Source organism: Bordetella bronchialis (genome assembly GCF_001676705.1).
Classification (GTDB): domain Bacteria; phylum Pseudomonadota; class Gammaproteobacteria; order Burkholderiales; family Burkholderiaceae_B; genus Bordetella_C; species Bordetella_C bronchialis.
Map to the genome: position 1 here is coordinate 1,214,160 of NZ_CP016170.1, position 22,175 is coordinate 1,236,334.

Here is a 22,175-nt window from a genome sequence, read left to right on the forward strand (position 1 = left end):
GCTCGCATTGGGCGGCGGCGTCGCGTCGCACGCGGCGCGCGGCCTGGTTGGCTTGCATGTGGGTCGCCGGGTCGCCGGCCAGGCATCGCGCCGGCTTCATTCTTCTTCGTCCTCGATGGCGCCGTGGCGCAGCGAACGCCACAGCAGGAAAGGGATGATCAGCGTGAAGACGATGATCTCCTTGTAGGCGCTGGCCCAGAAGGCGGAAAAGGATTCGATCAAGCCCACGCCCAGCGCGCCGGCCACGGCCAGGGGATAGCTGGCCAGGCCGCCCACGATGGCCGCGACGAAACCCTTCAGGCTGATCAGGAAGCCGGAGTCGTAGTACAGCGTGGTGGCGGGTCCGACCAGGATGCCCGAGCACGCGCCCAGCGTCGCGGCCAGCAGGAAGACCGCCCGTCCCGCGAAGGCCGGCGAGATGCCGACCAGCCGGGCGCCGGCGCGGTTGTCGGCCGCGGCCAGCAGCGCGCGGCCGGGCAGGGTGCGGCCGAAGAAGCGGTACAGGGCCAGCATCCACAATAGCGATACGGCGACGATCCATAGCGTCTGGCTGGACACCGCGACCGGTCCCAGCGCGTACCGGGCATCGCTGAACGGCGCCGCCCGGGCGCCCTCCGGGCCGAAGGCCAGCAGGCCCAGGCCCACCAGCGCCAGATGCAGCGCGATCGAGACGATCAGCAGCACCAGTGTCGAGGCCTCGGCGATGGGCTGGTAGAACAGCCGGTACAGCTGCGGTCCCATGGGCGCCACGATGGCCAGCGTCAGCATGCCTTGCAGCCAGGCCGGCAGCGCGGCCAGCGGCAGCATCCCAAGGATGGCCGCCAGCACGAAAGGATAGGCTGTCTTCGCCAGAAGACGGCGCGGCGGGATGTCGGCCGCGCCCCGGCCGCGCCCGCGCGCGTCGGCGACCGCTTCCGCCACGGCGAAGGCGGCCAGCAGCCAGACCAGGGCCGGCACGCGGCCGCTTTGCATGGCCGCCATGCACAAGGCCCCATAGACCACGAATTCGCCCTGCGGGATGAACAGCACCCGGGTGACCGAAAACACCAGCAGGATGCATAGCGCCAGTAACGCATAGACCGCGCCGTTCGCGATACCGTCCTGGCCAAGGATCAGGGCGATCTGCGCGTTCATCGCCAGGCTACTTGATGAGCGCCCAGTTGCCGTTCCTGACCGTGATCAGGACGCGGCCGCGCTCGTCGAAGCCGCTGTGGTCCTGTGGCGTCATCGTGTATACGCCCTGCGTGCCCACCAGGTCGCGCGTCTGTTCCAGCGCGTCGCGCAGCGCCGAGCGGAACGCCGGCGTGCCGGGCTGGCCGGCCTTCTCGGCCAGCGGCACGGCGCGTTGCAGCAGCAGGCCGGCGTCGTAGACATTGGCGCCGAAGGTCGCCGGCGTGACGCCATAGCGCTCGCGGTAGGCGTCGACGTAGGCCGTGGCGACTTTCTTCGACGGATTGTCGTCGGCGATCTCCGGCAGCACCAGCATCAGGCCGGCGGCCAGGATGGTGCCTTCCACGCGCTTGCCCCCCAGCTTCAGGAAATCGGGCAGGGCGGCGCCATGCGTCTGGTAGAACGTGCCGTGATATCCCAGATCCGCCAGGGTGGTTTCGGGCAGTACGCTGGCCGCGCCCGTCGCGGCGATGAGCACCGCGTCGGGCCTGGCCGCCAGCAGTTTCAGCGCCTGGCCGGTGACGGAACTGTCCGTGCGCAGGTAGCGCTCGTTGGCGACGATGTCGATGCGCCGCCGCTTCGCCAGGTCGGCGAAGACCTTGTACCAGTTTTCGCCGTAGGGATCGTTCAGGCCGATGAAGCCGACGGTCTTCACGCCGGCCCCGGCCATGTGGTCGACCAGCGCCTGGGCGATGATGTCGTCGTTCTGCGTGGTCTTGAATACCCACTTCTTCTGGTCGTCCATGGGCAGCACGGCGGCCGCCGTGCCCACGGGCGCCAGCAGCGGGACGCCGGCCTCCGCGACGAAGGGCAGGATCGCCATGGTATTGGGCGAGCCCGGGGGGCCGATGATGGCGTCCACGCGGTCTTCGTTGATCAGTTTGCGTACCGCCGTGACCGACTGCGTCGTATCGCTGGCATCGTCCAGCACGATGTACTGCACGGCCAGCTCGCCGATGCGCGTCGGCAGGAGCGGCACGGTGTTCTTCTGCGGGATGCCGACCAGCGCCGTGGGGCCGGTCGATGACGTCACGACGCCGATCTTCATTTGCGCGAAGCTCGGCAAGGCAAGGCAGGCGGCCAGCAGCGCCAGGACGGCGCGCAAGGCTTTCAATGGCATGGTGGACTCCAGCGGATTGCGTGCGTTCGATGGGCGCTATTGAACCACGCGCCAGGCGGGAAGCGCGGCCCCGGGCGGTCGGCGGATCCGGATTCTAATGGCGCGGCGTGCCGTTGCGGGTGTGGCCCGGCAGGGCGTCGTCGTCGTCCTCGTCGTCCTCGTCATCTTCTTCGTCGTCGTCCTCGAGCGCGGCGAGATCCTCGTCGGAGAGGGCGAAAGGCAGGACATCGGCCAGGGTGTCGGACCATGCGGCTTCCTCGCCGTCCTGGTCCAGTTTGACGAAGCGTTCGCCTTCTGCCAGCGTGATCTGGATGGCCCACAGGTAAAGGCAGTCGTAGGCCTGCTCGTCGGTGCCGGTCAGGCCGCCGCGGCTGCCCAGCAGCCGGGCATCCGGACCGCCCAGCTGTACGCGCATGGGATCGTGCTCGCCGCCTTCCAGCGCGTCGGCATCCAGCGGAATGCCGAAGGTGACCCACTCCAGTCCGTCATCGGCCGTGCCGACTTCCGCCAGCACGGGTTTGCCGAGATAGGCGCTGAGCGCGTCCGCTGTCTTCGCCAGCATGTCGAGCTCCGCGGCCTGGAAGCGGGAAATGGAATCGGGGGGAGTGGCTGAAGCGGACATAAGCTTTCCTGCTGCGTGGCCGCGTCTTGCAAGACGCAGGCTCGGGATTGTAAGAATATCGAAAGAGCGGCAAAAGGAGAATCGGCCGGCGTGCCGTCCCTGCTTTTTCTTTCGGCCGTTGATCGTACTGCGCGGATATCGCCGCGCTTGCCGTCGCCCGCGCGGGCCGACACGCCCTACAATCCCTGTTCGATCGGACATTCTCAAAAAAGACCCCATGGCTCAATACGTCTACACCATGAACCGCGTCGGCAAGATCGTGCCGCCGAAGCGGCAGATCCTGCGCGACATTTCGCTGTCTTTTTTTCCCGGCGCCAAGATCGGCGTGCTGGGCCTGAACGGCTCGGGCAAGTCCACCTTGCTCAAGATCATGGCCGGCGTCGACAAGGACATCGAGGGCGAAGCGATTCCCATGCCCGGCCTGAATATCGGCTACCTGCCGCAGGAACCGCAGCTGAATCCCGCGCATACCGTCCGGCAGGCCGTGGAAGAAGGCCTGGGCGCCGTCGTCGCCGCGCGCAAGCGCCTGGACGAGGTCTACGCGGCGTATGCCGAGCCCGACGCCGATTTCGATAAGCTGGCCGCCGAGCAGGCCGAGCTGGAAGCCATCATCGCGGCCGCCGCCAGCAGCGGCGCCGACGACATCGAACACCAGATGGAAATCGCCGCCGATGCCCTGCGCCTGCCGCCATGGGACGCCTCGGTGGAACACCTGTCGGGCGGCGAAAAGCGCCGCGTCGCGCTGTGCCGCCTGCTGCTGTCCAAGCCCGACATGCTGCTGCTGGACGAGCCCACCAACCACCTGGACGCCGAAAGCGTCGAATGGCTGGAGCAGTTCCTGCAGAAATTCCCGGGCACGGTCGTCGGCGTGACGCACGACCGCTATTTCCTGGACAACGCCGCCGAATGGATACTGGAACTCGACCGCGGCCACGGCATCCCGTGGAAGGGAAACTACAGCTCCTGGCTGGAACAGAAGGAAGCCCGCCTCAAGCAGGAAGAGGCCTCCGAATCCGCGCGCCAGAAAACCATCAAGAAAGAACTGGAGTGGGTGCGCCAGAACCCCAAGGGCCGCCAGGCCAAGGCCAAGGCCCGCATGGCGCGTTTCGAGGAACTGTCTTCGTACGAATACCAAAAGCGCAATGAAACGCAGGAAATCTTCATTCCCGTCGGCGAGCGCCTGGGCAACGAGGTCGTGGAGTTCAGCAATGTCAGCAAGGCCTATGGCGACCGCCTGCTGATCGACAACCTCAGCTTCAAGGTGCCGCCGGGCGCCATCGTCGGTATCATCGGCCCCAACGGCGCCGGCAAGTCCACGCTGTTCCGCATGCTGGCCGGGCGCGAGCAGCCGGATTCGGGCACGGTCACGGTCGGCAAGACGGTCAAGCTTGCCTATGTGGATCAATCGCGAGACTCCCTGGCCGACAGCAAAACGGTGTTCGACGCGGTGTCCGACGGCGCCGATGTGCTGACCGTCGGCAAGTTCGAGATGTCCTCGCGCGCCTATCTGGGCCGCTTCAATTTCAAGGGCGGCGACCAGAACAAGATCGTGGGCCAGCTATCGGGCGGCGAGCGTGGGCGGCTACATCTGGCCAAGACGCTGATTTCCGGCGGCAACCTGCTGTTGCTGGATGAACCGTCCAACGACCTCGACGTGGAAACGCTGCGCGCTCTGGAAGACGCCCTGCTGGAATTCCCGGGCAGCGTCATGGTGATCAGCCACGACCGCTGGTTCCTGGACCGTATCGCCACGCACATCCTGGCCTTCGAGGGCGATTCGCAGGTCGTGTTCTTCGACGGCAATTACCAGGAATACGAAGCCGACAAGCGCCGTCGCCTGGGCGAGGAAGGCGCCAAGCCGAAGCGCCTGCGCTACAAGCCCTTGAAGTAACCGGCGTTACGTATCGTCAAACAAGCCAGGCGCGCGGCAACACCGCGCGCCTGTCCTTGCGTGGAACTGAACGTCTTGACACAACTGCTGGGCAATCTTCACACCGCTGGGGCATGCGATTTGCAATGCTGGATTTGTCGTCCATGACGGCATCGCCGGAGGCGCGCGGCAAGGTTCATATCGCCGGAGCAACTCCGATGTCTGGAGGAAAAATCATGAAAATCCAAACCCTGACCAAGCTGTGCGCGGTTACCCTGCTTAGCCTGTCCGCCGCGGGATGTTCCACCTGGGACGGCATGAGCCATCGCCAGAAAGCCACGGTGACGGGCGCCGGTATCGGCGGCGTCGCCGGTGCCGTCATCACCAACGGTGGCGTGCTGGGCACCGTCGGTGGCGCGGCCATAGGTGGCGTCATCGGCAACCAGGTCGGCAAGTAAGCCCGCCGCGCAGCGCCTGCAACCCCCCGTCCCCCGGCCCGGCCGCATGGCCATCCGGGCCGGCGCAAGCAAGGAAAAAAGCCCGCCCCGCGCTATCGCGCCGGGCGGGCTTTTCGTGTGCCTGCGACGGAAACGCGCCGGCCCTAGGCCTGCGGCATTTCGATCTTGACCTCCAGGATCTCCAGGGTGTCCTGGCGTTCCAGGTGCACCTTGATGTCGTCCGGATTGATCTTCACGTATTTCGAGATGACGGCGATCAGCTCCTGCTGCAGTTGCGGCAGGTAGTCAGGCGAGCCGTCGCGTCCCGAACGCTCGTGCGCCAGGATGATCTGCAGACGCTCCTTGGCAACGCTGGCGGAAGACTTTTTCTGGCCGAGGAAAAAGGACAGAAGGGACATCGATTACTTGCCTCCGAATATGCGTTTCAGGAAACCGGGCTTCGCATAGTCGGTAAAACGCAGCGAACGCTCCTCGCCCAGGTAGCGGGCCACCACATCCTTGTAGGCTTCGGCCACGTCGGTGTCTTTCAGGTGGATCGCCGGCAGGCCCTGGTTGGATGCTTGCAGCACCGATTCGGATTCGGGAATGACGCCGATCAGCTTGATGCGCAGGATGTCCTCGATGTCGGTCAGCGAAAGCATTTCGCCTTCGGACACGCGCTTGGGGTTGTAGCGCGTCAACAGCAGGAATTCCTTGACGGGCTCGTCGCCCTCGATCGCGCGCTTGGACTTGGCCGCCAGGATGCCGAGGATGCGGTCCGAATCGCGGACCGACGAGACTTCGGGGTTGGTGACGACCAGCGCGTCGTCGGCATAGTAGGCCGCCAGCAAGGCGCCGGTTTCGATACCCGCGGGCGAATCGCAGACGATGTAGTCGAAGCCCATCTCTTTCAAGTCTTCGATGACCTTGCCCACGCCTTCCTGCGTCAATGCGTCCTTGTCGCGCGTTTGCGAGGCGGGCAGCACGAACAGGTTCTCGAGCTGCTTGTCCTTGATCAAGGCCTGCTTCAGCGAGGCTTCCCCCTGGATGACATTGACGAAGTCGTACACCACGCGACGTTCGCATCCCATGATCAGGTCCAGGTTGCGCAGGCCTACGTCGAAGTCGATCACGGCGGTCTTGTGTCCGCGCATCGCGAGGCCGGAAGAAAAACTGGCGCTGGTAGTCGTCTTGCCCACCCCGCCCTTGCCGGAAGTGACCACAACAGTACGCGTCATGTCGATAGAACCCTTATGTCCTGAGCAGATAAATCGCAGTATCGTAAAACAAATCCGCGGGTTTAGCGCTTCTTCAACGCCTGTTGGCAACCGTTGGTCACCAAGTCCCCGTCAGGGGTCCGTCACGCTTTCAGCGCTTCAATACGCAAAGTGTCGCCATCCAGGCGTATCAGCGCGGCTTGCCCATGCAGCGTGGCATCGAGCTTGTCCTCCACCACGCGATATACGCCCGCCACGGCCAGGAGTTCGGCGTCCAGATGCGTCGTGAAAATACGCGCCGATGTGTCGCCGCGCGCGCCGGCCATGGCCTTGCCGCGCAGCGGACCGTAGACATGGACATTGCCGTCGGCGATGACTTCGGCGCCGGGGCTGACCATCCCGATCACCACCAGGTCGGTGTGGCGCGCGTAGACGCGCTGGCCCGAACGCAGGGGACGGCTGATCACCAGGGCGGACGACGATTGCGGATCGGCGGGCGTGGGCGAGGCGGAGGAAGTGGTTTCGCGCGCGGCCCGCGACGGCAGGGGCTCGCGGGAACGGCCCGGCGCCGTACCGGCGGCGCCGCCGGCTTGGCCAAGCTGGGCGGGGCCGCCGACGCTGCCTTCCACGGCGGCGGATGCGGCGGGCGTGGGGCCCGGCTTCGTGGCGCCTGGACTGCCGGCCGGGGAGGCGGCTGCCTCGGCGTCGCCGGGGGAAGACGCGGTGGCCGCGGCATCGCCGCCTGACGTGGCTGTGCCCGTGCCCGTGGTGGGGCCCGCATCCGCGGCCGGCGTGGTCTCGTCCGTGGCTTGCGGCGCGGGCGCGGCCGTCAAGGCGGCGGCGGGCTGGGTGGGCAGGGGCGGGGCGGCGTTGCCGGCGTCCGCGGGTGCGGATCGCGTCGGCGGCGTGGACAGTTCGACAGGGACTAGGCCCGCCGCCCTGGCGGCTTGCAGATTGTCGCCTTCGGCCACCACGCCGATGGGCGGCAGATTATGTCCGCGCAGCGCCGCCAGCAGCGCCGGCCAGTCCACGGGCGCATCGACGCGGCTGGCGTCGATGACCACCGGTTCGTTCTCGAAAAAGCTGCCCGCGTCCGCCATGCGCTTGTCCAGGGCGGCGGTCAGCCGCCCGATATCGGCGCTATGCAACACGACACGCACGGCATACAGCGTGGCGCTTTTGAAGTCCAGGGCAAGGGAATCTGAAGTCATCTTGGCTGCGAAAAGACCGCGGCGGGACCGCGGTGACAGGAACGTCGGGGATGATAACCGAGGCGCCCCGGCGCCAAACACGGGAACAGGGAGCGGAACATCCCTGTGCCGCGCCGCGCGCGCCGGCGCCCATGGCCCGGCGACCGCGCCAGCGCGGGACGCATGCGGCCCGGGCCGTACCGGGCACAAGCCTTGCGCGACCGCGGCAATGCCGTAGTGGCCAGGACAGGAGGATTCCATGACGAACCGAACCGCGCCGCGGCGCCCCACGGGCCTGAGCGGGCAGGAAGAAGAGGAACTGCGCACCCTGGAGAAGGGTTACGATCCCGATGCCGGCGCCTTGCCGGACCAGGAGCTGACGGTCCATGACGATAGGGACCGGAAGCCCGGGGACGATGCCATGTCGGTGCCGGACGGCAAGCCGGACGGCAAGCCGGAGGACGCCGGCCGGCCCTTGAAGGACGCGCAACGCAAGGGCCTGCTGCCGTCCAATACCGTGACCGCGCCGCCCACCGACCGGCCCGATGACGCGGCGTCGGGCCCCGCGAACCTGGATCCGGATCCTGGCCGGCGCCGCCTCTGACGATGGATGCCGCGGGAGGCCGCCGGCCCGCCGTCTCAGGTCCAGGCGTCCTTGAGCGTGACGACGCGGTTCAGGATGGGTTTTTCCGGCGTCGAGGTGACGCTGTCCAGGGTGAAATACCCCAACCGTTCGAATTGCCACGTGACGCCCGGGACCAGCTCGGTACCCGGCTCCAGCCAGGCCTGCACCGTCTTGCGGGAGTCCGGGTTCAGCGCGGCGATGAAGTCCTTATCGCCGGCATCGGGATGCGGATCGGCGAACAGGCGGTCGTACAGCTGTATGGTGGCGCCGACCGCATGGGCCGCGCTGACCCAGGTGATGTTGCCCTTGACCTTCACGCTGTCCGCGCCGGGGGTGCCGCTGCGCGTTTCCGGCAGGTATTCCGCGTGGACTTCCACGACCTTGCCCTGCTCGTCCTTCACGAAGCCGGTGCAACGCACGACGTAGCCGTACTTCAGCCGTACGGTGTTGCCGGGGAACAGGCGGAAATACTTCTTGGGCGGGTCTTCGCGGAAGTCGTCCTGCTCTATCCATAGGGTGCGCGAGAAGGGAAACTCGCGCTGGCCCTGCGCCGGGTCGTGCGGATTGCGCGGCGCGGTGCACATCTCGACGCGGTCTTCCGGGTAATTGGTGATGACCAGCTTCAGGGGCTGCAGCACGGCCACCGAACGCGGCGCGACGGGATCGAGTTCGTCGCGTACCGCGGCTTCCAGCAGGCTGTAGTCGATGCGCGAGTCGGACTTGGAAATGCTGGTGCGGTCGCAGAACAGCCGGATGGCGGACGCAGGATAGCCGCGGCGCCGCATGCCGAACAGGGTAGGCATGCGGGGATCGTCCCAGCCATCGACGTGGCCGTCGCGCACCAGCTGCAGCAGCTTGCGCTTGCTGGTGACCACGTAGGTCAGGTTCAGGCGGGCGAACTCGTATTGGTGCGGCAGCGGCCGGGCCAGCAGGCCCAGCTCGGCCAGCCGGTCCAGCGTCCAGTCGTAGAAGGGACGCTGGTCTTCGAATTCCAGGGTGCAGATGCTGTGCGTGATGCCTTCCAGCGCGTCCTCGATGGGATGCGCCCAGGTGTACATCGGATAGATGCACCACTTGTCGCCCGTGCGGTGGTGCGTGGCATGGCGCACGCGATAGATGACCGGGTCGCGCAGGTTGATGTTGGGCGAGGCCATGTCGATGCGCGCGCGCAGCACCATGCTGCCGTCCGGGTGCTTGCCGTCGCGCATTTCCGCCAGCAGGTCCAGGGATTCCTGGGCCGGCCGGTCGCGCCATGGCGAGTTCTTGCCCGCTTCGGTCAGCGTGCCGCGGTTGGCGCGGATTTCTTCCGGCGACTGCTGGTCGACGTAGGCGTAGCCGGCGCGAATGAGGGCCTGCGCGAACGCGTACATGGTGTCGAAGTAGTCGCTGGCGAAATACAGCTGTTCGCGGCCGTCCGCGCCTTTCCAGTCGAAGCCCAGCCAGCGGACCGCGTCGATGATGGCATCGACATATTCCTGGTCTTCCTTTTCGGGATTGGTGTCGTCGAAGCGCAGGTGACAGGTGCCGCCGTAGTCGCGCGCCAGCCCGAAGTTCACGCAAATACTCTTGGCGTGGCCGATATGCAGGTAGCCGTTGGGCTCGGGCGGGAAGCGCGTGCGGATGCGCGCCGGATCCAGGCCACCCTGGGCCTGCACCGCCGCCGGACCGGGAACGCCGGCCCAATGCTTGTCCTTGAAGCGATCGGCCTTGAGATCGGCTTCGATGATGTGCCGCAGGAAGTTCGGAGCGGCGGGGGGCGGGGGAGCGTTGGTCATGCTGTGCGGGGAAATGGCGGCGGCAAAGGGACAATTTTGCCACGTTCGGGCCCGCGCGCCCCTGGACCGGCATGGCTGGGCGCCCGCACCGGGCCGCATCCTCGGCTGGCGGGCGGTTCCGCGCGCGTCCCGGCCCGCCGCCGCGGTCGCCGGGGCCCGGCCGGCCCCGGCCGGCGCCAGGCTGGCGGGCGGGTGGGCTCGGCGTCCCTAAAGTGCGTCTAAACTAGCGCCCACCATGAGCATCCCCCCTTTATTCCTGGGACGTCTGCAATTCATTGCCTGCCTGGCGTTCGTCGCGCTTTTCATGGCGCTGGCGCTGGCCCTGTCCTGGCTGTTGCTGTATTTCAAGCTGCGCGCCCGCGCCAGCGGCAACGCCGGCTGGACCGCGGCCTATCGCTTCTGGGTGCGGATCTTCGCCCTGGCCTTCGTGCTGGCGCTGGCTTCGGGCGTGCCGGTGCTGTTGCAGCTGGGCACCGTGTGGTCCGGGCTGATGGACAAGATCGGCAATGTCGCGGGGCCGCTGCTGGGGTTCGCGGTGCTGTCGGTGTTCGCCCTGAAGTCGTGCTTCCTGGGCGTCATGCTTTTCGGGCAACGCCGCGTGTCGGAGGCCGTGCACACCCTGTCGGTGCTGATGGTGGCGCTGGGCCATCTGGCCACCGCGTTCTGGGTGCTGGCGCTGGTGTCGTGGACGCAGACGCCGGACGGTGCGGTCGCCATCGACGGCCGCTTCCAGATCTACGATTGGGCCAAGGTGGTTTTCAATCCCTCGCTGGGGTGGACGATAGGGGCCACGGTGCTGGGAGCCCTGTTGACCGCGGCCTTCCTGATCATGGGCATTACCGCCTGGCAGGGCCTGCGCCGTCCCCTGGACGACGGCGAACGCCTGGGATTCCGCGCCGCGCTGGGCCTGGCGTGCATCGCCGTGGTGCTGCTGGCGCCGGTCGGCGCCGGCATGGGCAAGCTCATCGCCCATTACCAGCCCGCCAAGGCCGCGGCCGCGCTGGCCTATTGGCACGAAGGCGCCGCGCCCGACCTGGTCGTGCTGGGGTGGCCGGATGCGGAGACCGAAACCAACCGCGCGGCATGGACGCTGTCCGGCGCGGCGGCCCGCTGGCTGGGCCGTAATGTCAACGGCCATTTCCTGGCGCTCGAAAACTACGCCAATATGCAGCCCCCGGTGCTACTGACGTTCTGGTCGGCACGCATCGTGGCGATCCTGGCGCTGGCGATGGCCTGCGTCGCATGGGCGACCCTGTTCAGGCTGCGCAAGAGCGGCTTCGATCCCTCGCACCTGTCGCGCCGATGGCTGCGCGCGCTGGCGCTGATGACGTTTTCCGGCGCGGCGCTGGTGGTGTTCGGCTGGGTGTTCACCATGGTCGGCATGCAGCCCTATGCCGTCAATGGCGCCGTCACCCAGACGGAAATCCTGGGCACGGCCTCGCCGCGCTCGCTGTTCTACGGCACGCTGGGCTACGCGGCGCTGTACGGCGTGCTGTTCGCGGCTTTCGTGCGCATGCTGTTTCATGCCGCGCGCTATGGCGTCGTGCCGGTACGCAAGATGGCGGGGGCTGCGCCATGATCGCCACGCTCGCCGCTTCGCTGGGCCTGAGTCCCGACGATCCCTCTTTCTGGATGCCGCTGGTGTTCATGGGTATGCTGTTCGTGCTGGTGGTGGCGGGCACCGTGCTGGACGGCTTCGACCTGGGCGTGGGCATCCTGCTGCAGCTGGCGCCCGCGGAAGAGCGCGGCCGCATGATGACGCTGCTCAGTCCCTGGCGCGACGCCAACGAGTTCTGGCTGTTGCTGGGAGTGGGGCTGTTCGCCGCGGCCTTTCCTTTTGCCTGGGGGACCGTGCTGGGGCAGCTCTACGCGCCATTGACGCTGATGGTCCTGGGCGTGGTGCTGCGCAGCGTGTCGTACGAGTTCCGCTTGCGCGCCCGCACCGAATCCAAGCCGCGCTGGGTCACCGCATTCTGGATAGGCTCGCTGATGACGGCCTTCGGCCAGGGCATGGCGCTGGGCCGCATCGCCACCGGCTACCAGAATACGGCCGGCTATCACGGATTTTCCCTGTTCGTCGGCCTGTGCGCCGTGGCGGCCTACGTCCTGCTGGGCGCGACCTGGCTGACAATGCGGGTCGATGGCGACCTGCAGCGGCGCGCGGTGCATTGGGCCCGCCATGCGATCCGCTGGACGGCGGCCGGCATGGTGGCGATCGCCGTCACCCTGGGGCTGGCCAACGCCGGGATCTTCTACAAATGGAGCAACCTGTCGCACCTGGGCCCGGCCGTCGCGGTGTGGCTGGCCATGCTGCTGGGTTTCGTCGGTACCGAGATGGTGCTGACCCGGCTGCCGCGCCACGCCGAGCGCTTCAGCTGGGTGCCTTTCGTGACCTGCGTCGGTCTGTTCCTGCTGATGCTGGGCGGCCTGGCGTACAGCCTGTTTCCCTTCCTGATCCTGGACGACATGACCGTGTGGGATGGCGCGGCCTCGCTGGGGTCGATGCGCCTGGTGCTGTCCGGCGCCATCGTCGCCATCCCGCTGATCCTGGTCTTCAACATCCTGGCCTACCGGTCGGTGTTCGGCAAGGCCAGGCGCGGCCGCCCGGTGCCGGACGGATTGCCGGGGTCCCGCTGATCAGGCCTGCAGCGGCAGGGTGATTTCCACGCACAAGCCGCCCCCCGGCGCCGTGCCCAGCGTCAGGCTTCCGCCATGGGCGCGGGCGATGGCGTCGGCCAGGGCCAGTCCCAGGCCCACATTGCCGGTGCGGGTACGCGCATCGTCCAGCCGGGCGAAGGGGCGCAGCGCCTCGGCCCGCCGGTCGGCGGGGATGCCGGCGCCATGATCCGAGACCGACAGCACGGCCTTGCCGTCCTGTTCGGCCAGCGATACCTCGATCGGCGGCGCGCCGTGGTGCAGCGCATTGGCCACCAGGTTGTCGAGCAGGCGCGCCAGCGCGACCGCGTCGCCTTGCACGGTCATGGGTTGATCGCTGTCGATGCGCAAGGTCACCGGCGAGCCCGCGCCCTGCCAACCCTGCACCCGTTCGGCCAGCCATTCGCCCAGCGGCACGGGCGCATAGCGGTAGCCTGCCGGATCCGTGCCGCGCACGAAGCCGATGAACTGGTCCACCATATATTGCATGTCGCGCAGGTCCTTGCGCAGCCCTTCCGTCAGGGCCGCGTCGTCCGACATTTCGATGCGCAGCCACATGCGCGACAGCGGCGCCTTCAAGTCGTGCGGCAGGCCGGCCAGCAGGGTGCGCCGCACGGATTCGGATTCCTGCAGGGCATCCAGCATCGCGTTGAAGCGCTCGCCCAGCACCCGCGTTTCGTGCGGGCCGGAGGGCTCCACGCGCTGCGGCTGCCCGGCGGCCAGTTTGTCCGCGGCCTCGGCCAGCCGGGTGATGGGCCGCGTGATGTGCCACGAAAAGCCGCCGGCCAGTATCAGCACCACGCCGAACACGGCCAGCCAGGTAATGATCATGGGCGTGGCCAGCGGCGGATCCAGGCGGTCCAGCGGGATCACCAGCCACTCCCGCAATTGCGGCGTGTCCTCGCTGGTGGGGTTGGGGGCCAGCGAGATGAAAACCTCGGGGCGGGGCCCGCGCGAGAGGGCGACCCGGGTGCCGTCGTTCAGCCGCTCGTTCAACTGGCGCACCAGGCCGCGCAGGTCGCGGCGGATATCGTCGGGGCCATCCGGGCGGGTGCGGCGGTATTCCCGCATTTCCGCCAGCCTGGCATCGCGTTCGCCGGTGGACGGACCGTCGCGCGGGGGCGGCGGCGGCAGTCCGCCGCCATGGAAACGCGCCAGCTGGGCCTCGGCGGGCAAGGTGCGCGCCCACAAATGCCATTGGCCGCCGGAGGCATCGCGCACGAAACCGGCGCGGTCTTCGGCCGGGACTTCCGACACCGCCGCGCGCAGCGTGCGTATCGTGGTGACGATGTAGTCCATGACCACGTCGTCGACGAAGCGATGGCGGTAGTGCGAGCCCACGGCCAGCGTGCCGGCCTGGGCCACCAGCATGCAGCCCAGGACCAGCAGGATCAGGCGGGTACGCAGCGAATGCGGCAGCAGGGACCTGGGCGAGAACTTCATCACGGCGAGAAGCGATAGCCGATGCCCCATACGGTCTGGATCCAGCGCGGCTGCTTGGGGTCGTCCTCGATGGCCCGGCGCAGGCGCAGGATGGCGATGTCGATGGCGCGGTCGTTGCGCTCGCCGGCATCGTCGTCGCGGGCCAGCGCCAGCAGGCGTTCGCGCGACAGCGGTTTGCCGGCGTTGCGCACCAGCGCTTCCAGCAGGTTGATTTCGCCACCGGTCAGCTTGACGGCCACGCCATCGCGCAGCAGCTGGCGGGTGGCGGGTTCGAAGACGAAAGGACCGAAGTTGACCGGCGCATCGCGCGTCAGGGCCGACGGCCCTTTCTTGCGGCGCAGGACGGCCTCGATGCGGGCCAGCAGTTCGCGCGGGTCGAAAGGCTTGCCCAGGTAGTCGTCGGCGCCCGCTTCCAGGCCGATGATGCGGTCCACGGCTTCGTCGCGCGCCGTCAGCAGGATGACGGGGATGTCCTCGCCCTGTTCGCGCAGGCGGCGGCAGGCGTCGGCGCCGTCGCCGCCCGGCAGCATGCGGTCCAGCACCAGGAGGTCGGGCGCGTAGCGGGCGATGCGGGCCGGCAGGTCGGCCGCGTCGGGCGCCAGCAGCGTGTCGTAGCCATGGCGGTTGAGGTAGTCGGCCAGCAATTGCCGCAGGGCAGGGTCGTCGTCGACGACCAGCAGTTTGGTATGAGGCGTTTCCATGTCCGCATATTGCGAGGCCGGGGCCCCGCGGGCAAGGGGAGGAAATGGACTGAAATTGGAAATCGACCGGAACTATACGGCACGCGCGTGCCCGGGCCCGATTAAAATGGCGCGTTCCGGGAGGGGGACGATTTGTAACGACCGGGGGCGCCTCCTGTGGCCAGACCTGCCGCGAGCCTGACGGCGACCCCCACCACCCGCGGAACCAGGCCTTATGCATGTTTTCGTCCGGCGGCACGCATCCCGCGCCGCCCTAGTCGCCGTGTCGGCTTGCTGCGTCCACCCCGGCGCGCTGGCCGCCCCGGCCATACCGGTTTCCAGTACCGTCTTGTCCGCGCCGGGCGCCGCCGATCCCGCGCGGGGGCCGGTGTTGCTCGCCCAGGCCGGGCGCGGGCTGGGCGTGCTCGCGCCCGCGCTGCCCATGCCGGTCAAGCCTCCCGGGGCGGTCGACATCACCGCCGAACTGCTTCCCTGCCAACCGGCATCCCAGGGCGAAGCGCCGCCATCCCCGGCGGGCGATCCCGCGTCCGGCCAGGGCGAAGGCGGCGCCGAGGTTCCGCCCGCCGAACACCCATCCACCCCGGAACCGGGCACGGCATCGGCCGACGGCGCGCCGCTGGACTGCGCCGTCGTCCCCACCGCCGCCGGGAACGCCGCCGACGCGGCCATGGACGGCCTGGCCCTGGACTACGTGCCGCCGCCCCCCGGCACCACGCCGGTCAAATGGGGACGGCCCGTGGGCACGCCCAAGCCCTGGTTCGCCGGCGTTTCCCCGCAGGGCGGGATGCAGCTCGGCGACCGCAGCCTGACCTACCGCAGCGTCGATGGTCCGTCCGTCACGCTGGGCAGCCTGACGCCTTTCTCGCCCGCCTGGAGCAGCGCGGCCACCATAGGCGGCGTGCAGGTTTCCAACCTGAAGACAAGCAGCGATACCACGGTGCCGGAAGGCAGGCTGGGCTATTCCTCGGTCTGGGGACGCATCAACAACACGGATCCCGCCCTCACGGCGGGCGCCGTCCAGTATGGCGCGCCGGCTGGCAGCAATAGCGTGCGCTACGGCCTGACGCCCGACGTCACGCTGGAGGGCCAGGTGCAAAGCGCCCGCGCCCTGACGACTACCGGGCTGGGCACGACGTATTCGCTGGGGCAGTGGGGAACGCTGCAGGGCGGCGCGACGCAAAGCCATTTCGAAACCGACCAGGGCTGGCGCTACAGCCTGGGCTACAACGTCAGGGTGTTCGATTCCGTGAAGCTGGGCTATGCCAACGAGATGACTAGCAGCGGCTATGGCGATCTCTCCAGCTACCAGGACGGCGCGACCGCCACGCGCCAATGGCGCGACAATTTCTCCGCCGGCGTGCCCATCAGCGGCTGGGGCGAGTTCAGCGGCACGTATTCCGGCTTGCGCGACACCAGCGGGGAAATGCTGGAGCGCCGGTACGGGATTTCGCAGAGCATGATGCTCTCGCCCAATGTGCGGCTGGCGGTGGGCGCGGACCACGATGTCATCAGCGGCGATTACGGCCTGAATATGCAGCTGACCATGCCGCTGGGGGGACGATAGGGTGCCGTGCCGCCCCGCCGGGCGTGCCCGGGATGCCACGCCCGCCGCGGCAAGGGCCGCCCGTCCTTTAAAATGCCGCGCATGATGCTACCGGCTTTTCTTCATGTCTGAGCCGCGCGCCCTGGAAGTCCTGCGGCGCGTCTTCGGCTACGAATCCTTCCGCGGCGAGCAGCAGGCCATCGTCGACCATGTCATCCAGGGCGGCGATGCGCTCGTGCTGATGCCTACCGGCGGCGGCAAGTCGCTGTGCTACCAGGTGCCCGCGCTGGTGCGCGAAGGCACGGGCGTGGTCGTGTCGCCGCTTATCGCCCTGATGCAGGACCAGGTGGACGCGCTCACCGAACTGGGCGTGCGCGCGGCCTACCTGAATTCCACCCAGGACTGGCGCGTGGCGCGCGACGTGGAACGCGCCTTCCTGGACGGCGAGCTCGATCTGCTCTACGTGGCCCCCGAACGCCTCCTGACGGACCGCTGCCTGGATCTGCTGGACCGCGGCCGCATCGCCTTGTTCGCCATCGACGAGGCGCACTGCGTGTCGCAGTGGGGCCATGATTTCCGGCCCGAATACATGGGCCTGTCGCTGCTGCACGAACGCTGGCCGCAGGTGCCGCGCATCGCGCTCACGGCCACCGCCACGGCCGCCACCCGCACGGAAATCGCCCAACGCCTGGCCCTGGACGAGGCCCGCCATTTCGTCGCCAGCTTCGACCGGCCGAACATCCGCTACCGCATCGTCGAAAAGAACGAGGTGCGCAAGCAGCTGCTGGACCTGATCCGCACCGAGCATCCCGGCGATTCCGGGGTGGTCTATTGCTTGTCGCGCGCGCGTGTGGAAGAAACCGCGGACTTCCTCTGCGAGAACGGCGTGCAGGCGCTGCCCTACCATGCCGGCCTGGGGGCGGCCGTGCGCGCGGCCAACCAGTCGCGCTTCCTGCGCGAGGACGGCATCGTCATGGTGGCCACCATCGCCTTCGGCATGGGCATCGACAAGCCGGACGTGCGCTTCGTCGCGCACATCGACCTGCCCAAATCGGTGGAAGGCTACTACCAGGAGACCGGCCGCGCGGGCCGCGACGGCCTGCCCGCCACGGCATGGCTGGCCTACGGGCTGCAGGATGTGGTGCAGCAGCGCCGGATGATCGACGAATCGCCCGGCGATGACGTCTTCCGCCGCCGCCTGGGACAACAGCTGGACGCCATGCTGGGCCTGTGCGAGACGGTGGAGTGCCGGCGCGTGCGGCTGCTGGCCTATTTCGGCCAGCACATCACCGCCTGCGGCAACTGCGATGTCTGCCTGGACCCGCCGCAGGCCTGGGACGGCACGGTCGCCGCGCAGAAAGTGCTGTCCGCCGTGTACCGGCTCTGGAAAGAGCGCGGGCAGCGCTACGGGGCCGGCCACATCATCGACATCCTGCGCGGCAAGAGTACCGACCGCGTCAGCCAGTACGGGCACGACACGCTGTCGGTGTTCGGCGTCGGCGCCGATCTGTCGGACTCGGCCTGGCGCGGCGTGCTGCGGCAATTGCTGGCCCAGGGCCTGCTTGCCGTGGATCACGAAGGCTACGGCACGCTGGCCCTGACCGAAGCCAGCCGCGCGGTGCTCAAGGGCGAGCGGCAGCTGATGCTGCGGCGGGAATCGCCCAAGGCGGCGCGTGCCGCCAAAAGCGCCGGCTCGCGTGCAAGAGCGCCCGCCGTGGAGCTGCCGGCCCAGGCCCAGCCGGTCTTCGAAGCCCTGCGCGCCTGGCGCGCGGGGGTCGCGCGCAACCACGGCGTGCCCGCCTATGTGATCTTCCACGATGCCACCTTGCGCGAAATCGCCCTGGCCCGCCCCGCGACGGCGGACGAGCTGGGCGGCATCAGCGGCGTGGGCGCGCGCAAGCTGGAAGCCTACGGCGACGAAATCCTGGAGTGCGTGGCGGGCGTCGCTTGAGCCCGCCCTGCCGGCCGCCCGGCCGTGCCCGTGGCGGCCTGCTGCTCAGCCGCCGAACAGGTCCCCGGTGGCGGCCGTCGCGCCGGCCGGAGGCGCCAGGCCCAGGTGGCGCCAGGTGGTTTGCGTGGCCATGCGTCCGCGCGGCGTGCGTTGCAGATAGCCGTGCTGGATCAGATACGGTTCGATGACGTCTTCGATGGTGTCGCGTTCTTCGCCGATGGCGGCGGCCAGGCTGTCGACGCCGACCGGCCCGCCGTCGAACTTGTGCACGATGGCCTCGAGCAGCTTGCGGTCCATCAGGTCCAGGCCCTGGGGGTCGACTTCCAGCATGGACAAGGCGGCGCCGGCCACCTGGGCGTCGATGCGGCCCTGGGCCTTGACCTCTGCATAGTCGCGCACGCGGCGCAGCAGGCGGTTGGCGATACGCGGCGTGCCGCGCGCGCGCCGCGCGACCTCGTCGGCGCCTTCGGGCGTGATGGTGGCCTGCAGCAGGGCCGCGCTGCGGGTCACGATACGCGACAGATCCGCGGCGTTATAGAACTCCAGGCGCGAAACGATGCCGAAGCGGTCGCGCAGCGGGTTGGTCAGCATGCCGGCGCGGGTGGTGGCGCCGACCAGGGTGAAGGGCTGCAGGTCCAGCTTGACGCTGCGGGCCGCCGGCCCTTCGCCGATCAGGATATCGATCTGGAAGTCTTCCAGCGCCGGGTACAGGATTTCCTCTACCACCGGCGACAGGCGATGGATTTCGTCGATGAACAGGACGTCGTTTCTTTCCAGGTTGGTGAGCAGCGCGGCCAGGTCGCCCGGGCGCTCCAGGACGGGGCCGGAAGTCTGCCGCAGCTGGACGCCCATTTCCTGGGCGATGATGTGCGCCAGCGTGGTCTTGCCCAGGCCGGGCGGGCCGAACAGCAGCACGTGGTCCAGGGCCTCGCCGCGATTGCGCGCGGCGGCGATGAAGATCTCCAGCTGTTCGCGCGCGCGGTCCTGGCCCACGTAGTCGCGCAGCACCTTGGGGCGCAGGGCGCGTTCGATGGACTCCTCGTTGGGCGATACGGGCTGCGGCGCGACCAGTCGGCCGGCGTCGGGGCGGGAAGAGAGGGAGTCGGACTGTATGGCCATGACGAATGCGGCGTGGATAGCCCGGCTATCGTACACCACCGTCCGTGCCGCCGTTCCCGGATGGCGGCACGCCGCGGCCTGAACTATCATCCTTCGGTTTTTCGCCACCGTCCCTTGCCGAGGAAACTTCCATGTCCCGCGTATTGCCCACTTATGCCGACGTCGTCGCCGCCAGTGAAAGACTGGCAGGCGCGGCGCATCGCACGCCCGTCCTGACTTCCACCACCGCCGATGCGCGGGCCGGCGCACGGGTTTTCTTCAAGTGCGAAAACTACCAGCGCATGGGGGCCTTCAAGTTCCGCGGCGGCTACAACGCGATCGCGCGGCTCACGCCGGAGCAGCGGCGCGCCGGCGTGCTGACGTTTTCCTCGGGCAACCACGCGCAGGCCATCGCGCTGGCGGCAAGGCTGCAGGGCGTCTCGGCCACCATCATCATGCCGCTGGACGCCCCCGCGGCCAAGCGCGCGGCCACGGAAGGCTATGGCGGCAAGGTCGTCACCTACGACCGCTACAAGGAAGACCGCGAAGCTGTGGCGCGGCGCCTGCAGGCCGAGACCGGCGCCACGCTGATTCCGCCGTACGACCATTTCGACGTCATCGCGGGCCAGGGCACCGCGGCCAAGGAGCTTTTCGAGGAAGTCGGCGACCTGGACTATCTCTTCGTCTGCCTGGGCGGCGGCGGGCTGCTGTCGGGCTCCCTGCTGTCCGCGGCGGCGCTCAGCCCGTCGTGCAAGGTCTATGGCGTGGAGCCGGAAGCCGGCAACGATGGGCAGCAATCGCTGCGCGCCGGGCATGTGATTCCCATTCCGACGCCCAAGTCCATCGCCGACGGCGCCCTGACCACGCACCTGGGCGAGCTGACGTTTCCCATCATCCAGAAGCACGTCACGGACGTCGTCACGGTCAGCGACGCGCAACTGGTGGATGCGATGAAGTTCTTCGCCGAACGGATGAAGATGGTGGTCGAGCCCACCGGCTGCCTGGGCGCGGCCGCCGTGCTGCATCGGGCGGTGCCCCTGCGCGACGCGCGCGTGGGCGTGATCATCAGCGGCGGCAATGTGGACCTGAAGGCCTACGGCGGATTTCTGGCCTCCTGAGCCTGGGCGCGCTTGCGCCAACCCCGGCCTGCGGCGCAGAATCGACCCTGTTTTGGATCGACCGGGAGTGGCGGATGCGTATCCTTGTCATCGGCGGCAGCGGCTTCATCGGCCGTCACGTGGTGGCGCGCCTGGGCGTGGCCAAGCATCAGGTCCATGTGCCCACGCGGCTGTATGCGCGTGGGCGCGACCTGCAGGTCGTGCCCACCGTGACCCTGTCGCAGTCGGACGTGCATGACGACGCGACGCTGGACCAGTTGCTGGCCGACTGCGACGCGGTCATCAATCTGGTCGGCATCCTGCATGATGGCCGCGGACGTCCCTATGGCGGCGGTTTCGCGCGGGCCCATGTCGATCTGCCGCGCCGCATCGCCCAGGGCTGCGTGCGGCATGGCGTGCGGCGGATGATACATATCAGCGCCCTGGGCGCGGATCCGGGCGGCCCCAGCATGTACCTGCGCTCCAAGGGCGATGGCGAGGCCGCCTTGCGCGAAGTCTTCGCCGCCGCCGATGGCCATGCGTGGACCATCGTGCGGCCTTCGGTCGTATTCGGGCACGACGACGACTTCACCAACCTGTTCGCGCGCCTGGCGCGCTGGCTGCCGGTGCTGCCGCTGGCGGGCGCGCACGCCCGCATGCAGCCGGTCTATGTGGAAGACGTGGCGGCCTCCATCGATGCCATGGTGGCCAATCCGCACACCTATGGCAAAGTCTACGAGCTGGCGGGGCCGCAGGTGCATACCCTTGGCGCCATCGCCGGCATGTGCGCCAAATGGAGCGGCCATCCGCGGCTGGTCGTCAACGTCCCCATGGGCCTGGGGCGTCTCCAGGCCGCGATGCTGGCCTGCCTGCCCGGCAAGCCGCTGATGACGCCGGACAACCTGGACAGCCTGAAGGTCGACAACATCGCCCGCGAAGGCATGGCGCAAGAGCTGGGCATCGTGCCCACCGCCATGGAGGCCGTGGTGCCGGCTTACCTGGCGCACCCGCGGGCGCGCGGCGCCTGAATCGCGGCAAGCGGCGCGCGCCGCCTGGATCGGCACCCGGGTCGCGGCGCGCCGTTCAGCGCACCAGCGCCTTCAGGGCCTGGCGGATGCCATCCGATACGCCGACGCCTTCCGGCAAGGTCTTGAGCGCGGCCAGGGATTCTTTTTCCGAGTAGCCCAGGGCCAGCAGGGCATTCAGGATGTCGGATTGATTGTCCGATACCGCATGCGGCGTGGCGCCGATGTCCGCGCCCAGCTTGCCGCGCATTTCCAGCAGCAGGCGCTCGGCGGTCTTCTTGCCTATGCCCGGCACGCGCGTCAGCCGCCCCGATTCCTGCAGCGTGATGGCTTGCGCCAGGTCCGCCACCGACAGTCCCGACAGCACGGACAGCGCGGTGCGGGCGCCGATGCCGCTGACCTTGACCAGTTCGCGGAAGGCGGCGCGTTCGGCCACGGTGGCGAAACCATAGAGCAGGTGGGCGTCCTCGCGCACCGTCAGGTGCGTATACAGCGAAACGCGCGCGCCGTTCTCGGGCAGGGCGTACAGCGTGCTCATGGGCACGTCGACGTCGTAGCCCACGCCATTGACGTCCACGCATACCGTGGGCGGGGATTTCTCGATAAGGGTGCCGGTGATTCGTCCGATCATGTGGG

At 68.3% G+C, this 22,175-nt stretch carries 20 protein-coding genes; 9 read left to right on the forward strand and 11 right to left on the reverse strand.

Annotated features, from left to right (window positions below; all coding sequences use genetic code 11):
* Positions 1–96 precede the first annotated feature (96 nt).
* The 3 genes from BAU06_RS05365 to BAU06_RS05375 form a co-directional block, all read right to left on the reverse strand.
* Complete coding sequence (locus tag BAU06_RS05365) at positions 97–1,134, reverse strand: branched-chain amino acid ABC transporter permease (protein WP_066345246.1); 1,038 nt, start codon at positions 1,132–1,134, stop codon at positions 97–99.
* A gap of 7 nt (positions 1,135–1,141) precedes the next feature.
* Complete coding sequence (locus tag BAU06_RS05370; protein WP_066345248.1) at positions 1,142–2,290, reverse strand: ABC transporter substrate-binding protein; 1,149 nt, start codon at positions 2,288–2,290, stop codon at positions 1,142–1,144.
* A 94-nt stretch (positions 2,291–2,384) separates the two neighbouring features.
* A complete protein-coding gene (locus BAU06_RS05375; protein WP_066345250.1) occupies positions 2,385–2,912 on the reverse strand; it encodes a hypothetical protein in 528 nt (175 codons plus the stop codon).
* 217 nt (positions 2,913–3,129) lie between these two features.
* Between BAU06_RS05375 and ettA the strand changes: the two genes are divergently transcribed.
* Both ettA and BAU06_RS05385 read left to right on the forward strand, forming a co-directional pair.
* A complete protein-coding gene (gene ettA, locus BAU06_RS05380) occupies positions 3,130–4,803 on the forward strand; it encodes an energy-dependent translational throttle protein EttA (RefSeq protein ID WP_066345257.1) in 1,674 nt (557 codons plus the stop codon).
* A gap of 215 nt (positions 4,804–5,018) precedes the next feature.
* On the forward strand, positions 5,019–5,240 hold the full coding sequence (locus tag BAU06_RS05385; RefSeq protein ID WP_066345259.1) for a glycine zipper 2TM domain-containing protein: 222 nt from the start codon (positions 5,019–5,021) through the stop codon (positions 5,238–5,240).
* 143 nt (positions 5,241–5,383) lie between these two features.
* Here the strand turns inward: BAU06_RS05385 and minE are convergent, their stop codons facing one another.
* The 3 genes from minE to minC form a co-directional block, all read right to left on the reverse strand.
* Entirely contained in the window at positions 5,384–5,638 is a 255-nt protein-coding gene (gene minE / locus BAU06_RS05390; RefSeq protein ID WP_066345268.1) for a cell division topological specificity factor MinE, read from the reverse strand.
* A 3-nt stretch (positions 5,639–5,641) separates the two neighbouring features.
* Positions 5,642–6,457, reverse strand: coding sequence for a septum site-determining protein MinD (minD, locus tag BAU06_RS05395; RefSeq protein ID WP_066345272.1), 816 nt, complete (start codon positions 6,455–6,457; stop codon positions 5,642–5,644).
* A gap of 122 nt (positions 6,458–6,579) precedes the next feature.
* Positions 6,580–7,647, reverse strand: a complete 1,068-nt coding sequence (gene minC, locus BAU06_RS25975; protein WP_082993530.1) for a septum site-determining protein MinC — start codon at positions 7,645–7,647, stop codon at positions 6,580–6,582.
* A gap of 238 nt (positions 7,648–7,885) precedes the next feature.
* Here minC and BAU06_RS05410 point away from each other — a divergent pair, with 238 nt between their 5' ends.
* The gene (locus tag BAU06_RS05410; protein WP_066345274.1) at positions 7,886–8,230 is read left to right on the forward strand and encodes a hypothetical protein; all 345 of its coding nucleotides are present in this window, start codon (positions 7,886–7,888) and stop codon (positions 8,228–8,230) included.
* Between the two features lie 35 nt (positions 8,231–8,265).
* Here the strand turns inward: BAU06_RS05410 and BAU06_RS05415 are convergent, their stop codons facing one another.
* Positions 8,266–10,026, reverse strand: coding sequence for a glutamine--tRNA ligase/YqeY domain fusion protein (locus BAU06_RS05415; RefSeq protein ID WP_066345277.1), 1,761 nt, complete (start codon positions 10,024–10,026; stop codon positions 8,266–8,268).
* 235 nt (positions 10,027–10,261) lie between these two features.
* On the opposite strand from BAU06_RS05415, the gene BAU06_RS05420 reads away from it, so the two are divergent.
* Positions 10,262–11,605 (forward strand): cytochrome ubiquinol oxidase subunit I, encoded by a 1,344-nt coding sequence (locus BAU06_RS05420; RefSeq protein ID WP_066345278.1) that lies wholly within the window; start codon positions 10,262–10,264, stop codon positions 11,603–11,605.
* On the forward strand, positions 11,602–12,663 hold the full coding sequence (locus tag BAU06_RS05425) for a cytochrome d ubiquinol oxidase subunit II (RefSeq protein ID WP_066345280.1): 1,062 nt from the start codon (positions 11,602–11,604) through the stop codon (positions 12,661–12,663). The genes BAU06_RS05420 and BAU06_RS05425 overlap by 4 nt, the downstream gene beginning before the upstream one ends.
* Here BAU06_RS05425 and risK read toward each other — a convergent pair whose 3' ends face one another.
* The gene (risK, locus tag BAU06_RS05430) at positions 12,664–14,124 is read right to left on the reverse strand and encodes a sensor histidine kinase RisK (protein WP_066345283.1); all 1,461 of its coding nucleotides are present in this window, start codon (positions 14,122–14,124) and stop codon (positions 12,664–12,666) included.
* A complete protein-coding gene (locus BAU06_RS05435; protein WP_066345285.1) occupies positions 14,124–14,825 on the reverse strand; it encodes a response regulator in 702 nt (233 codons plus the stop codon). The genes risK and BAU06_RS05435 overlap by 1 nt, the downstream gene beginning before the upstream one ends.
* A gap of 214 nt (positions 14,826–15,039) precedes the next feature.
* On the opposite strand from BAU06_RS05435, the gene BAU06_RS05440 reads away from it, so the two are divergent.
* Entirely contained in the window at positions 15,040–16,389 is a 1,350-nt protein-coding gene (locus tag BAU06_RS05440; RefSeq protein WP_066345287.1) for a fimbria/pilus outer membrane usher protein, read from the forward strand.
* Between the two features lie 103 nt (positions 16,390–16,492).
* On the forward strand, positions 16,493–18,319 hold the full coding sequence (recQ, locus tag BAU06_RS05445) for a DNA helicase RecQ (protein ID WP_066345289.1): 1,827 nt from the start codon (positions 16,493–16,495) through the stop codon (positions 18,317–18,319).
* A gap of 45 nt (positions 18,320–18,364) precedes the next feature.
* On the opposite strand, the gene ruvB is transcribed toward recQ, so the two are convergent.
* On the reverse strand, positions 18,365–19,438 hold the full coding sequence (ruvB, locus tag BAU06_RS05450) for a Holliday junction branch migration DNA helicase RuvB (protein ID WP_066345291.1): 1,074 nt from the start codon (positions 19,436–19,438) through the stop codon (positions 18,365–18,367).
* Between the two features lie 131 nt (positions 19,439–19,569).
* Here ruvB and BAU06_RS05455 point away from each other — a divergent pair, with 131 nt between their 5' ends.
* Both BAU06_RS05455 and BAU06_RS05460 read left to right on the forward strand, forming a co-directional pair.
* Entirely contained in the window at positions 19,570–20,535 is a 966-nt protein-coding gene (locus BAU06_RS05455; protein ID WP_066345297.1) for a threo-3-hydroxy-L-aspartate ammonia-lyase, read from the forward strand.
* Positions 20,536–20,609: 74 nt separating this feature from the next.
* Positions 20,610–21,542, forward strand: coding sequence for a complex I NDUFA9 subunit family protein (locus tag BAU06_RS05460; protein ID WP_066345306.1), 933 nt, complete (start codon positions 20,610–20,612; stop codon positions 21,540–21,542).
* 55 nt (positions 21,543–21,597) lie between these two features.
* On the opposite strand, the gene ruvA is transcribed toward BAU06_RS05460, so the two are convergent.
* Positions 21,598–22,170, reverse strand: a complete 573-nt coding sequence (gene ruvA, locus BAU06_RS05465; protein WP_066345308.1) for a Holliday junction branch migration protein RuvA — start codon at positions 22,168–22,170, stop codon at positions 21,598–21,600.
* Positions 22,171–22,175 lie beyond the last annotated feature (5 nt).